Origin of the sequence: Novosphingobium sp. PY1, assembly GCF_017312445.1 — a bacterium.
Classification (GTDB): domain Bacteria; phylum Pseudomonadota; class Alphaproteobacteria; order Sphingomonadales; family Sphingomonadaceae; genus Novosphingobium.
Map to the genome: position 1 here is coordinate 574,312 of NZ_BLTI01000004.1, position 14,118 is coordinate 588,429.

Genomic DNA, 14,118 nt, shown 5'->3' on the forward strand with positions numbered 1-14,118 from the left:
ATTCCCCGGCCCAGTGGGGACCGGCCTCTATGACCTTTCAGTGACACTTTGGTGACAAACATGACTGCAATGTAACAAAATGTTGACGGCGGAGGCCGGGGGTATGCCCCCCCTAACGACGGGCATCCGCGCAATCCCGTAGTTCTCCCAAAACGGGCAGACACAATTTGTAATTAAACGCGTGAACCAGCCGGTCGGAGCGATCGGTTCAAATCGTGGTTTGGTCCCAATCCTGAAGCAGAGCGTATTGTTGTTTTTGCATGGAAATCAATTCCGGGTCGCCGAACGAAATATAGTGGAAATAAAAGGACAGGTTCAGTGAGAAAATTACAGGCAATTTCGGCCCTGGCCGTTGCCGTGTCTGCCGGGTGGGCGCTTCCCGCTGCGGCGCAAGTCAGTAAGTCGGCGACAGTTCTGGAAGAACTGCAGGCCATGCGCGCCAAAATGGAAGTCATGGCGCAGCGTATCGACAATCTCGAATCTGAACTTGAACAGGCCAATGCCAAAGCCGAGGCCGCAAGCCAGTCGGCACAAGTCGCAAGGGCCGACGCCAGCACCGCCAGGAAATCCGCCGAAGAGGCCTCGCCCGTCAAGGTCGCCTGGAAAGGCGCACCCAAGTTCAGCGACGACAAGGGCTGGAGCTTCAAGCCCCGTGGCCGAATTCAGGTGGACATCGGCGGAACCGACGCGCCGAGCGGGCTTTCGAAGGGCGCCAATGCCTCGCTCGGCACTGCAACGGAGGTGCGCCGCGCCTGGTTGGGCTTCGAAGGGACCATGCCGGGCGGTATCGGCTATCGCTTCGATGCCGACCTGACCAATTCCAGCCTGGCACTGGCGGACGCCTACATCAGCTACAAGGCGAATCGGAACCTTACGCTCGTTCTGGGCAACCAGCGTCCCTTCACCGGGCTCGAGGACATGACCGCCGTCCTTAACACCACCTTCATGGAGCGCAGCAGCTTCAGCCAGGCCTTCGGCTTTGAGCGCCGCGTTGGTATCGCCGCGAACTACAAGACCAAGGACGTGCTGGTCGAAGCAGGCCTGTTTGCCGACGACATGTCGAGCATGAGCGCGGATACGGACAAGAGCTGGAGCCTCAACGGGCGCGTGGTCTTCATGCCCAAGCTGGGCAACGGCACGCTGCATCTGGGGGCCTCGGCCCAGTATCACGATCTCGCCGGTTCGGTTACAAGCACGCGCTATCGGACGCGGCCGTTCCTGCATACGGCGGACGTACGCCTGGTCGATACCGGCTCCATTACGGCCACCAGCGAGCGTCGTTACGGCGTTGAGGTTGCCTACATGACCGGGCCCTTCCATGCGGTCGTCGAAGGCAACGCGATCACGGCGGTGCGTCCCGGTCTCAGCAATCCGACCTTCAAGGGCGGCTACGCGGAAGTCGGATATGTCCTCACGGGTGAGAAGGCGCCTTACAAGGGCGGAATATTCGATCGGCTGAGGCCTGCCAAGGGAATCGACGAGGGCGGTATCGGCGCCATTCAGGTCAATCTGCGATTCGATCATCTCGATCTCAACGATTCAGACATCGTCGGTGGTCGCCAGGATACCGCGGGCGTGTCATTGGTCTGGGCCGCGACGAGCAATCTGCGCTTCACGGCCAATTACGGCCACCTGTGGTTGCGCGACGCAGCGATTACCGCTGACGGTGATGACAGCTACACCGCCGACAGCATGGGCATGCGCGCCCAGATCGACTTCTGACCTGCAGCAAGGGAAGCGCCGCCAGGATTTTGCTGGCCGCGCTTCCCTTGCAAGGCATTGTAACTACCCCTAGACCTGCCCCCGGTCGGCGCGCTTCGCCGGTCGGGGGCTGGCTCATTTTCGGGCCCAGTCGTCCGCGGTTGAAAACGGATGTTCTTTCCGTAATTTGAGGGGCAATCGTACAATGTCACTTCATCGTCATAGAAGTGTCATTGTACCCCAATAGGGGCGTCCCAGAATTGAAGCCCAAGGGGTATTGCCATGCATTCTACCAAGACGTTCTTCGTTGCCGCCGTCTCTGCGATGGCTCTCACCGCTTGCGGCGGTTCGGGTGGGGCGGGCTCCGGCGCGCGTGACCAGATCAAGGCCGTCGGCTCGTCGACTGTCTATCCTTTCGCTACCGCAGTGGCCGAAGCCTACGCCAAGGCGACCGGCGAAAAGTCGCCCGTCATCGAATCGACCGGCACCGGTGCCGGCATGAAGCTGTTCTGCGCCGGCGTCGGCGCCCAGCACCCCGACATCGAGGACGCCTCGCGCCGGATGAAGAAGTCCGAGTACGAGATGTGCCAGAAGAACGGCGTGACCGACATCGTCGAAATCCAGGTCGGCATCGACGGCATTGCCTTCGCCGAAGCCAAGAACGGCCCGGGCATGAAGCTCACCCCGACCGACATCTACAAGGCGCTGGCCGCCGACCCGTTCGGCAAGCCCAACACCGCCAAGACCTGGAAGGACGTCAATCCTTCGCTCCCCGACGAACCGATCCTCGTCTACGGCCCGCCGTCGACCTCGGGCACGCGTGACGCACTCAAGGAACTGATCCTTGAGGCCGGCTGCAAGACCGATCCGGCAATGGCGGCGCTCAAGGACAGCGACAAGGACAAGTACGAGGCGACCTGCCACGACATCCGTGAAGACGGTCCCTACGTCGATGCCGGCGAAAACGACAACCTGATCGTCCAGAAGATCTCGCAGAACCCGAAGGCCATCGGCATCTTCGGCTACTCGTTCCTCGAAGAGAACGCCGACACCATCAAGGGCATTCCGATGTCCGACGTCGAGCCGACCTACGAGACGATCTCGAACTTCTCCTACCCCGGCGCCCGTCCGCTCTACATCTACGTCAAGAAGCAGCACCTCGCCCCGATCAAGGGCCTCAAGGGCTACGTCGAGGAGTGGACCAAGCACTGGGGCCCCGATGGCGACCTCAAGGCGAAGGGCCTGATTGTCGCGCCGGAAGACGTGCGCGCCAAGAATGCCGAAGTCATCGCCAACATGACTCCGCTCGACCCCTCGGTCCTCAAGTAAGCGTGTAAACGGCCAGATATGATCTTCACTGCAGTCCTGCTGGCCGTTTTCGGCCTTGGCCTCGTCGGCTGGTTTGCCGCGCGGGCCAGGGCCAGGCTGCTCTATACCGGCCGGGGATCGATGCATTCGATGCCCGGCTACCATGGCTGGCACATGGCGCTGTGGATCGTGGTCCCGGCGCTGCTTGCCTGGGGCGTGTGGTCGGCGATCATGCCGGGCCTGGTCGAAAGCGCGGTCCTGGCCGATCCGGCTGCGGCCCAGCTTCCGCCGGACGACATGAACCGTGCGGCAATCCTTGCCGATGCCCGTGCCATCGCCGCCAATCCCGATGCCGTCGCCTTCAACCCGCTGTCCAACGCCCTGGCCGAGCCGATGCGCGCGGCCCAGCAGCGCTTCGGACTGATCGGAGCCCTGCTTGTCGTCATCGCGGCGCTGGCCGGCGGCGGCTATGGCTTCACCAAGATTCGTGCCGGCTTCAAGGCGCGCACGCAGGTTGAGCGCGCGGTTCTCGGGCTGCTGCTCGCCGCCTCGCTCATGGCGATCCTCACGACATTCGGCATCGTCGCTTCGCTGGTGTTCGAGGCTGGGCTGTTCTTCAAGGACGTCTCGCCCATCGCCTTCCTGACCGGTACCCACTGGGCGCCGGGCAATGCGGGCGGCACTGACCTTAACGACAATTTCGGCGCCGTGCCGCTGTTCTGGGGCACGATCTACATCGGCGCCGTCATCGCCATGCTGGTCGCCATCCCGCTCGGCCTGATGAGCGCGATCTACCTGACCCAGTACGCCTCGGGCCGCATTCGCAAGATCCTCAAGCCCGTGCTTGAAATCCTCGCGGGCATTCCGACCGTCGTCTATGGCTATTTCGCCGCGCTGACGGTGGCACCGATCATCCGCGACTTCGCAGGCTCGCTGGGCATGGCCAATCCCTCGACCGAGAGTGCGCTGGCCGCCGGCCTCGTGATGGGCGTGATGATCATTCCCTTCGTCTCCTCGATGGCGGACGATGCGCTGGCTGCGGTTCCCCGTGCCATGAGCGACGGTTCGCTCGCGCTGGGCGCCACCAAGTCGGAGACGATCAAGAGGGTGCTGCTGCCTGCCGCGCTGCCGGGCATCGTTGCCGGCGTGATGCTGGCGATCAGCCGTGCCATCGGCGAAACCATGATCGTGGTCATGGCCGCGGGTGCCGCCGCGCGACTTTCGGTCAATCCGTTCGATTCCATGACGACCGTGACCTACCAGATCGTCCAGCTGCTGACGGGCGACCAGGAATTCAACAGCCCCAAGACGCTTTCCGCCTTCGCGCTGGGCCTGGTGCTGTTCATCGTCACGCTGATCCTCAACATCATCGCCCTTCGGGTCGTGAAGCGTTTCCGGGAAGCATATGACTGACGCAGGCTGGCAATCGCCCGAGTTTACCCGGCGCCTGGCCAAGCGCCATGCTGCCGAGCGCCGGTTCAAGCGGCTCGGCTTCAGCGCCGTCGCCCTGAGCCTCGCCTTCCTGGCGCTGTTGCTCTTCATCATGCTGCGCAATGGTCTTGGCGGCATCGACTGGCAGTTCCTGTCCGGTTCGGATTCCACCAATGCCCATGTCGCGGGCGTCTGGGGCGCGACCAAGGGGTCGCTGCTGACGATGCTGGTCACCTTGCTGCTCTCGTTTCCGATGGGCGTGCTCGCTGCCGTCTATCTCGAGGAATTCGCGCCCAAGAACCGGCGCTGGGTGGAATGGGTCGAAGTCTCGATCAACAACTTGGCGGCGGTGCCGTCGATCATATTCGGCCTGCTGGGCCTTGCCGTGTTCATCAACACGCTGGGCTTTCCGCGCTCCTCGCCGCTGGTCGGCGGCCTGACGCTCGCGCTGATGACGATGCCGGTCATCGTCATCTCGGGCCGCAACGCGATCAAGGCCGTGCCCCCGTCGATCCGCGATGCCGCGTTGGCGATCGGCGCAAGCAAGGTGCAGACCGTGTTCCACCACGTGCTGCCGCTGGCCCTGCCGGGCATCCTGACCGGCACGATCATCGGCATGGCCCGCGCGCTGGGTGAAACCGCCCCGCTGCTGATGATCGGCATGCGCGCCTTCGTCGCCACGCCGCCGGGTGGGGTAACCGACCCTTCCAGCGTGCTGCCGATGCAGATTTTCCTGTGGTCGGACGAAATCGACAAGGCCTTCGTCCAGAACACTTCCGCCGCCATCATCGTCCTGCTGGTCTTCCTGCTGGCGATGAACGGCCTTGCGATCTACCTTCGAAACAAGTTCGAAGTCCGCTGGTAGGGACATGACCGAAACCAAGCTTACAGCCCGCAACGTCGACGTTTACTATGGTCAGAAGAAGGCCATCGACAACGTCTCTATCGATATCGACAACGGTCTCGTCACGGCATTCATCGGCCCTTCGGGCTGCGGCAAGTCGACCTTCCTGCGTTCGCTGAACCGCATGAACGACACGATTGCCGATGCCCGCGTGTCCGGCGAGATCCTGCTTGACGGCGAGGACATCTACGCCGCGTCGATGGATCCGGTCGCCTTGCGCGCCCGCGTCGGCATGGTGTTCCAGAAGCCGAACCCGTTCCCCAAGTCGATCTACGAGAACATCGCCTACGGCCCGCGCATCCATGGCCTCGCCTCGAACAAGGCCGACATGGACGTGGTGATCGAGCGTTCGCTGACCAAGGCCGGCCTGTGGGACGAAGTGAAGGACCGCCTGCACGATGCCGGCACCGCGCTTTCGGGCGGCCAGCAGCAGCGCCTGTGCATCGCGCGCGCTATTGCGGTCAGCCCCGAGGTGATCCTGATGGACGAACCGTGCTCGGCGCTGGACCCGATCGCGACGGCAAAGATCGAGGAGCTCATCGACGAGCTCAAGGAGAACTACGCGATCGTCATCGTGACGCACTCGATGCAGCAGGCCGCGCGCGTTTCGCAGCGCACCGCTTTCTTCCACCTTGGCAACCTTGTGGAGTATGGTGAGACCGACCAGGTCTTCACCAACCCGCGCGAGGAAAAGACCAAGGACTACATTACCGGCCGCTACGGCTGACAAGGAAATAGCCATGGTTGACCATACCGTTAAGGCCTTTGACTCCGAGATCGGACAGCTGCGTGGCCTCGTCGCCGAAATGGGCGGACTGGCAGAAGTGGCGATCCGCGATGCGATCCAGGCGCTGACCAATCACGACGAGGAACTCGCCGGGCAGGTCGTCGCCGCCGATGCCAAGCTCGACGCGCTCGAGGCGGAAGTGGATCGTCTCGCGGTGCGCACGATCGCCCTGCGCGCGCCGATGGCGGACGATCTTCGCGACGTCATCGCCGCGCTCAAGATCTCCGGCGTGATCGAGCGCATCGGCGACTATGCCAAGAACATCGCCAAGCGCGTCAATGCGCTCGACGGGCGCAACAAGGTCGAGCCGATCACGCTCGTACCGGCGATGGCCGAGATCGCCGAGGGCATGGTTCGCGACGTGCTCAACGCCTACGGCTCGCGCGATGCCGCGCTTGCCGTCGAAGTCATCCGCCGCGACCAGAAGCTGGACCAGTTCTACAACACGCTGTTCCGTTCGCTGCTGACGCACATGATGGAAAGCCCCTCGACCATCACCGTGGCGACGCAGCTGCTCTTCATCGCCCGCAACCTGGAACGCATCGGCGATCATGCGACCAATGTCGCCGAAATGGTCTACTACGCCGCGACCGGCGAATATTGCACCGAGCGCGACAGCCAGACCGATGACACAGGGGCTCCCGAATGAACCCGAATGTCCTTGTCGTCGAAGACGACCGCGCGCTGTGCGAACTGCTGACCTGGAACCTCAGCGCCGAAGGCTATGAGGTGCGGAGCACCGGCGACGGCGAGGAAGCGCTCCTGCTGGTGCAGGAACAGGCGCCCGATGCCATCGTGCTCGACTGGATGATCGAGAACGTGCCGGGCATCGAAGTCTGCCGCCAGTTGCGCAAGGACAAGGAAACCGCGCAGATCCCGATCCTCATGCTGACCGCGCGCGGCGAGGAAGAGGACATGATCCGCGGCCTCAAGACCGGTGCCGACGACTATGTCACCAAGCCGTTCAGCCCGCGCGAACTGCTGGCCCGGATCGAGGCGCTGCTGCGTCGCTCGCGGCCTTCGCTGGCCGGTAGCGTGCTGCAGTGGGGCGACATCGAACTCGATGCCACCTCCCACCGCGTCCGCCGTGGCGGTGAGCCGCTGCACCTCGGTCCCACCGAGTTCCGCTTGCTGCGCTACTTCATGGAGCGGCCCAATCGCGTCGTGTCGCGCCAGCAGATCCTCGACGGCGTATGGGGCATGGATTCCGACATCGACGAACGTACTGTCGACGTTCACATCCGCCGCCTGCGCAAGGCGATCAACCGCCCCGGCGAGACCGACCCGATCCGCACCGTCCGCGCGGCGGGCTATGCGATGGACGTCAACTGACGCCGATCCGGTGAGGCGAGGGGCCAGCGCTGGAATTGCGCGGCCCCGGCTTCTTGCTCTCTTGCTCACGGCGAAGCGGGCAACCCGCCCAGCTGCAACTCACACCCGGCTCAGGCTGAGCTTGTCGCCGCCCGTGCAGGTGGCGTGCCTATTCTGTTCAATCTTCGACGCGGCTGCTCAGGCGGCCGACAGCAGGTCGCGTTCGGCGTCGTCGGCCGCAGTCGAGATAGCGCTCAGGAACTGATCGGTTGCGCGCTCCCAGGAATAGAGTTCGCCCAGCAATGCTGCATCCTCGCGGCCGACCGTCAGGGCGCGGGTGATCGCGCAGGCGAGCGAATCGTCGACGGCTCCCGCCGGGCGCGGCAGACGGGCTTCCACGCCGCAACCGTCGCGCCCGAGAATGTCGGCAGGGCCGGTAACCGGAAAGGCCGCGACCGGTGTGCCGCAGGCCAGCGCCTCGATCACCACGAGCCCGAAAGTGTCGGTGAGGCTGGGAAACACGAAGCAGTCGGCGGCGCGGTACGCGCTCGCCAGTTCCTCGCCCGAAAGCGCGCCGAGGAAATGAACATGCGGATAGCGCCGGCGCAGGCTTTCGAGCGCCGGACCGTCGCCGACCACGACCTTGCTGCCCGTCACATCGGCATCGAGGAATGCTTCCAGGTTCTTTTCCGGCGCGACGCGGCCGACGTTGAGCAGGACCGGGCCGGGCAGGGCACGCATGGCCGGATGGCGCGCACCCTGGGGTGTGAATAGTTGCTGGTCGATGCCGCGGCTCCAGCGCCGCGTATGGCTGATGCCGCGCGATGCCAGCTCCCGTGCGAAGCTGCAGGTGGAGACGAGTACGGCGCGGCTCGGCGCATGGAAGCGCTGCATGATCGGCCAGAAGCGCTCGGCGCTGATCCCGGTGCGCACTGCGGCATATTCGGGAAAGCGGGTGTGGAACGCCGATGTGAACGGCACCCCGCGCGACAGGCACCAGCCGCGTGCGGCCCAGCCGATCGGGCCTTCGGTCGCGATGTGGACGATGTCGGGCCGGGTCCGGTCAAGCATCCGGCGCACCCCGAAGCGCGGCGCCATGGCGAGACGGATCGAGGCATAACCGGGCATCGGCAGGGTCAGGAAGTGTTCGGGCGTGACCCGGTCGACTTCGTGCCCCCGGCGCTGCAGCTCGTCGAGCGTCGCCGCGAGCGAGCGGACGACGCCGTTGACTTGCGGAAGCCAGGCGTCGGTCGCGAGCGTCAGCCTCACGCGCCGACCCTGGCCGTACTTTCCGCGGGGGCAGCCGCCCCGGCAGGGGTGGCTACAGGGGCTGCCTGGTCGTGGCCGCCGGTTTCCGCGATCCAGTCGATGATCGCGATTTCGCCGGAGAGGCTCTCGGCCAGCGCCGTGCAGCTTTCGACCCAGTCACCGTCGTTGTAATAGGTGATGCCGCCGAACTGGCGGATCTCGGCGCAGTGGATATGGCCGCAGACAACGCCGTCGAAGCCGCGGTTGATCGCCTCGCTCGCAACCGCTTCCTCGTAGCTGCACACGTACTGGACCGCGTTCTTGACCTTCTTCTTCATGTAGGCGGAAAGCGACCAGTACGGCATCTTCAGGCGCCGGCGCACGGCGTTGAAGGCGATGTTGGCGCGCAGCAGCATGCCGTATGCCTTGTCACCCAGGAAGGCGAGCCACTTGTGGTAGAGCACGACGCCGTCGAAGGCATCGCCGTGGGTCACCAGCAGGCGGCGCCCGTCGAGCGTCTCGTGCACCGCCTCCAGCACCAGTTCGACGCCGCCGAAGGTCAGACCGGCATAGTCGCGCAGCATTTCGTCGTGGTTGCCGGCAATGAAGACGACGCGGGTGCCCCGGTGCGCCATCTTGAGGATGCGGCGGATCACTTCGTTGTGGGCATCGGGCCAGTACCAGCCCTTGCGCAGCCGCCAGCCGTCGACGATGTCGCCGACCAGATAGAGCGTCTGGCATTCCACCGAACGCAGGAAGTCCACCAGCATCGCGGCATTGCAGCCGCGCGTGCCCAGGTGAACGTCGGAAATCCAGATGGTGCGATACTTTCGCTTGGGCCGAAAGCCCTTCGGGTCCGGCAAGTCGAGCCAGGCCGGAATCTTGCCGCTACGTTCGAGAAGACTGTCGACATCGGTCCGCATCAGAATGCTTCCCCCCGGTTGTTACCGATGTTTTTCTTCGCATTTTCCGGTTGCGCGGGCGTGACGGTTGCGGGTCAGTTTAATGACAGCGCCAGTTTTCACGCGCTTGTCATCGATATGTCACCCGTTCGTCACACTAGAGCGCCACTAACCCCAACGTATTGACAAGGCAGGGGGCAATGCGGCGCATCGACATTCTATTGGCAAGCGAACTGACCGGAGGGCTGGCGCCTTTCCGGCACGACGACTTCGAGGTCGTCCTCCATCGCTGGACCGATTTTGCCGAACTGCCGCTGATCGAAGGCGCGCTCTGGATCTTCATCGACTGGGTCCTGCCCGAGATGTCGGGTCTGGAGCTGTGCCGGCGGCTGCGTGCAGATGCGATCACCTCGCACGCGCATGTCACCATCGTGCTTGAGGAAGACAACGTCGAGGACCGCAAGCGCGCGCTGCGCATGGGCGCGGACGACTACATGGTCGGCCCGCTCACCCGCAATGCGCTGCTCGACCGGGTTCTGGGCGCGAGCCTGAGCGAACAGGACAGCGCCGGAATCCGGATTGTCGCGCAAGGGGACCTGACCGTCGATCTTGCCGCATTCCAGGCCCGCTGGCAGGGCAAGCCGATCTCGCTGATGCCCAACGAACTGCGCCTGCTGCGTTACTTCATCGAGCATCCCGGCCGGGTCTTCACCCGCACGCAGCTCATCGCCGCGCTGGGCAAGCAGGAACCGCCGGTGGACGAACGCACCGTCGATGTCTGGATCGGGCGCCTGCGCCGGGCCCTCAAGGGCGTGGGCGCAGGCAATCCTTTGCGCACGGTGCGCTCGCTCGGCTACGTCTTCGATACGCTCTGAGGCTCAGCCGAGCCAGCCCGCCGTCTGCGCCAGCAGCCACAGGCCGATCACCAGGAACAGCAGCGCGGCCACCATGCGCACGACATTGAGCGGTACCCGCTTGATGATCTCGTGCCCCAGGAACACCGCCGGCACGTTGGCTATCATCATGCCGATGGTGGTCCCGCTCATGACCGGCAGGACGCTCTGGAAGCGGGCGCCCAGCGCGATCGTGGCGAGCTGCGTCTTGTCGCCCATCTCGACGATGAAGAAGGCTATCGTGGTGGCCACGAAAGGACCGAAGCGGCTGGGCCTGGCTTCCTCGTCCTCGTCGAACGTGTCGGGGATCAGCGTCCAGGCGGCCATCAGGATGAAGCTGGCGGCCACCAGGTAGCGGAACCACTGGCCGTCGAGGAACGCGGCAGCCTGTTCGCCGACCAGCGCGGCCAGGAAGTGGTTGGCCAGCGTTGCAACGAAGATACCGGCAACGATGGGCCAGGGACGCTTGAACCGGGTGGCCAGGACGATGGCGAGCAACTGCGTCTTGTCGCCGATCTCGGCGAGGGCGACGACGGCTGTCGATGTGAGCAGGGCTTCCAAGGTATTCTCCGGGCCGGGCGACAGACAAGACAATAGCGTGGCAGAACCCGCCCGGCCGAGCGGAGCTGCAACGCCATTGGTCTCGCCCGAACGGTTGCCCGTTCTCCTGTGCGCCATGGTCTCTCGACCAAGTATGTTGACGACAGGGCACTGACGGTCCGCTTGCACGGACGCCAGCTGGCTACTCCCCAGATGACGGGGCGCGTCTAACCGCTCGCCGACCGCTTTGCAAGGCGCAGAAAAAGGGGCCCGATCGCATGAGCGACCGGACCCCGAGGTTGCCGTAGGAAGGGCAGGGACCTTCCCAGTGAGGATCAGGATCCTCGGGTCAGAACTTGAACGAGGCCGAAGCCGAGAAGGTGCGGCCCACCTTGTAGGTGTTGTAGTCCACCCGGCCGTCGACGAAGGACTGGTATTCCTCGTGCTTCCGGCCGGTCAGGTTGCGGCCTTCGAGCTTCAGCTCCACTTCCTTGCCGCCGACCATGAAGCCCTGGCGAAGGACCACGTCGATGGTCAGGCCCGGATATTCGAAGATGTCCGGCTGGCCCGAGTTCGCAAGGCCGCGGCTGACCGCGCGCTTGCTGGCGTAGTTGAACAGGATCGTCTGCTGCGAAAGGCTGTCGGTGTCTTCCAGGCCGATCTGCAGGTTGGCGATGTGTTCGGACTGGCCGGTCAGCGGGGCGCCGTCGACGAAGTAGTCGGTGGCGAGCGACGTGCCGGTGCCGGCGCCGTAGATGCGTACGACGTCGCTGTCGCTGACCTTCAGCTTGGACTTCGTGTAGGTGTAGTTGCCCATGAGCATCAGCCTGCGCGTTTCGAAGAACTTGCCGCCCAGGCTATCCAGGTAGAAGTACTTCTGCAGCTCCAGCTCGGCGCCGTAAAGATCGGCGGTCGGCGCGTTGGCGTAGGACGTGATGAAGGTTTCCGAACCGGTCAGGAAGGATTCGATCGGCTTGTCGATCTTCTTGTAGAAGGCGCCCACCGACATGCGCTGGTCGCGATCGAAGTACCATTCGTAACGGCCTTCGATATTGGTCAGCTTGCTGTCCTCGAGGAACGGGTTGCCCTGATAGGTGCGGTTCGTGTCGGGGTCGAAGTACGGTTGGTACAGCAGTTCGCGGAACTGCGGGCGGGCAATCGTCTTCGAACCGTTGAGGCGCACCTGCATGCTCGGATTGATCTCGTAGGTGAGCGTCAGGGCCGGCAGGAAGTACTCGTTCTTGAGATCGGTGGCCTTGCTGGGATCGGCTCCGATCGGGCGCAGGATGGTCGATTCCTTGGCATATTCCCAGCGCACGCCCAGATCGAAGGAAAGCTGGTCGGTCAGGGCGCCTTCGAGCTTGCCGTAAAAGGCGTGGTTGAGCAGGCGGGAATCGAACTGGGCGGTGCTGGCTTCGGGCTCGCGCAGCTCCAGGCCATAGTTCACGCCGAAGTCCTGCAGGTACCAGGTGCCCGGCTGCAGCAGGACGTCGAGGCGAAGCAGGCCGAAGTTGGAGATCTGCGTCTGGTCGCCGTTCGCGTAGATCGCGAAGGAACGCCGCGTGTTGGTGCGCGAATTGATCTGGTAGGCATAGCCGACGCTGCCGGTCCAGCCGGGGCTGAAGGTATGCGAAAGATCGACGCCGGCGGACCAGACGTCTTCGTTCAGGCGCGAGAAGGTGATCGTCGTCGGGTCCTGGTTGCCGTTGCCCAGGCGGTTGACGAAGTACTGCCCGTAGTTGTCGCTATCGACGTTGGTGCGCAGGTACTCGGCCTCGATCTCGAAGGGCGCGAGGCGCTTGGAGTTCGCGTAGCCGGCGCGCACGTCGATCGAGGTGTCGTCTGCCGGCTTGAACTCGCCGACGAACTGGGTGTCGATCAGCTGACGTTCGTACCAGGCCGTCGTCTGGTTCATGTAGTCGGCCTGGATGTTGTTCTCGCGCTTGCCCAGGCTCAGGCTGGTGTGCTTGACCGTGTCGTGGATGTAGACGTTGGTCCAGCGGATCTTGTTCTCACCCCATTCGAGGCCAAGGCCGAGCAGGCCGTTGCCGACGATGCGGTTGTCGGTGTTGACTGCGTTGAAGTTCTCGAACAGCTGGCTCGGTTCTGCCGTGGTGCCCTGCGCGCGCTGACGGATAATGTCCTTGGTCTGCGTCGTGTTCGAGTAGCTGGCGGCGGCGATCACGCCAAGCGTGGCGTCGCCGAGTTCGATCGCGGTGCCGCCGGTTATCCCGCCCGAGAAGTTCGGCTGGGTCTTGGTGTCCTTCTGGATGACGGCATTGCGGCCATTGACCAGAATTCCGCCAAGCTGCTTGGCGAGGTCACCGGTGGGATCGATGACGGTGTTGCTGTTGAAATAGCTCTGCAGCGACTTGGGAATGGAACGGTTGCCGTTGTCCCAGCCCGTCCAGTCGGTCTTGCTGCCATAGTAGCTGTAGCTGAGCTTGTTGGTGGTCTCGGTATCCCAGCCGAGGCCGCCGCTGACCGTGAGGAAGGTCTCGGTCGGGATGGCCTTGGTGGTGAGGTTGATGACACCGCCGCCGAACTCGCCGGGGAAATTGACCGAGTAGCTCTTCTGGACGAGCGACGAGGCCACGATGCTGGTCGGGAACAGGTCCAGCGGCACGACGCGCTTGAGCGGTTCGGGGCTGGGCAGCGGCGAGCCGTTGAGCAGGGCGAGCGAATAACGGTCGCCAAGGCCGCGTACGTAGACGTAGCCGTTGCCGACGACGCTGAGGCCGGTCACGCGGCCAAGGGCGCCGGCGATGTCGCCTTCACCGGTGCGTGCGATTTCCTGGGTGGAGAGCACCGAAATGACCTGCGGGGCGATGCGCTGGATGTTGCGATCGCGGTGGCCGGTGACGATGATCGCGCCGCCGGGCAGCGATACGTCCGGCGCGTCTTCCTCCTGGGTGGAAGTGTCTGCCTGATCGTTCGATGCGCTGTTGGCGTCATTGCTGGTCGTGGCACTTTCCTGAGCCGAAGCCATGGCAGGCGTCAGCATCGCGGTGGAAAGCAGCAGCAGCGAAACAAGCCGCGGCTTGGTCATTTGATGTCCCCCTGGAACAAGTATTTATGCGAAGAGGGGGACGG

At 64.0% G+C, this 14,118-nt stretch carries 12 protein-coding genes; 8 read left to right on the plus strand and 4 right to left on the minus strand.

The window, feature by feature from the left end; all coding sequences use genetic code 11:
* Positions 1–318 precede the first annotated feature (318 nt).
* The 7 genes from J3474_RS06760 (at position 319) to phoB (ending at position 7,463) form a co-directional block, all read left to right on the plus strand.
* On the plus strand, positions 319–1,722 hold the full coding sequence (locus tag J3474_RS06760; protein WP_207093499.1) for a porin: 1,404 nt from the start codon (positions 319–321) through the stop codon (positions 1,720–1,722).
* A gap of 261 nt (positions 1,723–1,983) precedes the next feature.
* The gene (locus tag J3474_RS06765; protein WP_013832067.1) at positions 1,984–3,030 is read left to right on the plus strand and encodes a substrate-binding domain-containing protein; all 1,047 of its coding nucleotides are present in this window, start codon (positions 1,984–1,986) and stop codon (positions 3,028–3,030) included.
* An 18-nt stretch (positions 3,031–3,048) separates the two neighbouring features.
* Entirely contained in the window at positions 3,049–4,422 is a 1,374-nt protein-coding gene (gene pstC / locus J3474_RS06770; protein WP_013832068.1) for a phosphate ABC transporter permease subunit PstC, read from the plus strand.
* Entirely contained in the window at positions 4,415–5,305 is an 891-nt protein-coding gene (gene pstA / locus J3474_RS06775) for a phosphate ABC transporter permease PstA (protein WP_041558732.1), read from the plus strand. Before pstC ends, pstA begins: the two co-directional genes overlap by 8 nt.
* Before the next feature lie 4 nt (positions 5,306–5,309).
* Positions 5,310–6,071, plus strand: a complete 762-nt coding sequence (pstB, locus tag J3474_RS06780; RefSeq protein ID WP_207093500.1) for a phosphate ABC transporter ATP-binding protein PstB — start codon at positions 5,310–5,312, stop codon at positions 6,069–6,071.
* A gap of 13 nt (positions 6,072–6,084) precedes the next feature.
* Positions 6,085–6,780 carry a phosphate signaling complex protein PhoU gene (gene phoU, locus J3474_RS06785; protein WP_007012105.1) on the plus strand — a complete coding sequence of 232 codons (696 nt, stop codon included), beginning with the start codon at positions 6,085–6,087 and terminating at the stop codon, positions 6,778–6,780.
* Positions 6,777–7,463, plus strand: coding sequence for a phosphate regulon transcriptional regulator PhoB (gene phoB / locus J3474_RS06790; protein WP_007012104.1), 687 nt, complete (start codon positions 6,777–6,779; stop codon positions 7,461–7,463). Before phoU ends, phoB begins: the two co-directional genes overlap by 4 nt.
* 177 nt (positions 7,464–7,640) lie before the next feature.
* On the opposite strand, the gene J3474_RS06795 is transcribed toward phoB, so the two are convergent.
* Both J3474_RS06795 and J3474_RS06800 read right to left on the minus strand, forming a co-directional pair.
* The gene (locus tag J3474_RS06795; protein WP_207093501.1) at positions 7,641–8,711 is read right to left on the minus strand and encodes a glycosyltransferase family 1 protein; all 1,071 of its coding nucleotides are present in this window, start codon (positions 8,709–8,711) and stop codon (positions 7,641–7,643) included.
* On the minus strand, positions 8,708–9,613 hold the full coding sequence (locus tag J3474_RS06800; protein WP_013832071.1) for a UDP-2,3-diacylglucosamine diphosphatase: 906 nt from the start codon (positions 9,611–9,613) through the stop codon (positions 8,708–8,710). The genes J3474_RS06795 and J3474_RS06800 overlap by 4 nt, the downstream gene beginning before the upstream one ends.
* 179 nt (positions 9,614–9,792) lie before the next feature.
* Between J3474_RS06800 and J3474_RS06805 the strand changes: the two genes are divergently transcribed.
* Complete coding sequence (locus J3474_RS06805; RefSeq protein WP_013832072.1) at positions 9,793–10,467, plus strand: response regulator transcription factor; 675 nt, start codon at positions 9,793–9,795, stop codon at positions 10,465–10,467.
* A gap of 3 nt (positions 10,468–10,470) precedes the next feature.
* Here the strand turns inward: J3474_RS06805 and J3474_RS06810 are convergent, their stop codons facing one another.
* The gene (locus tag J3474_RS06810) at positions 10,471–11,046 is read right to left on the minus strand and encodes a TMEM165/GDT1 family protein (protein WP_207093607.1); all 576 of its coding nucleotides are present in this window, start codon (positions 11,044–11,046) and stop codon (positions 10,471–10,473) included.
* A gap of 328 nt (positions 11,047–11,374) precedes the next feature.
* Positions 11,375–14,074, minus strand: a complete 2,700-nt coding sequence (locus J3474_RS06815; protein WP_207093502.1) for a TonB-dependent receptor domain-containing protein — start codon at positions 14,072–14,074, stop codon at positions 11,375–11,377.
* Between the last annotated feature and the right edge of the window lie 44 nt (positions 14,075–14,118).

Bases quoted from the DNA above. Each gene is read 5' to 3' on its own strand.
- phoU (WP_007012105.1), top strand. From the start codon at position 6,085: ATGGTTGACCATACCGTTAAGGCCTTTGACTCCGAGATCGGACAGCTG.
- pstA (WP_041558732.1), top strand. From the start codon at position 4,415: ATGACTGACGCAGGCTGGCAATCGCCCGAGTTTACCCGGCGCCTGGCC.
- pstB (WP_207093500.1), top strand. From the start codon at position 5,310: ATGACCGAAACCAAGCTTACAGCCCGCAACGTCGACGTTTACTATGGT.
- J3474_RS06815 (WP_207093502.1), bottom strand. From the start codon at position 14,074: ATGACCAAGCCGCGGCTTGTTTCGCTGCTGCTGCTTTCCACCGCGATG.
- phoB (WP_007012104.1), top strand. From the start codon at position 6,777: ATGAACCCGAATGTCCTTGTCGTCGAAGACGACCGCGCGCTGTGCGAA.
- J3474_RS06765 (WP_013832067.1), top strand. From the start codon at position 1,984: ATGCATTCTACCAAGACGTTCTTCGTTGCCGCCGTCTCTGCGATGGCT.
- J3474_RS06805 (WP_013832072.1), top strand. From the start codon at position 9,793: ATGCGGCGCATCGACATTCTATTGGCAAGCGAACTGACCGGAGGGCTG.
- J3474_RS06800 (WP_013832071.1), bottom strand. From the start codon at position 9,613: ATGCGGACCGATGTCGACAGTCTTCTCGAACGTAGCGGCAAGATTCCG.
- pstC (WP_013832068.1), top strand. From the start codon at position 3,049: ATGATCTTCACTGCAGTCCTGCTGGCCGTTTTCGGCCTTGGCCTCGTC.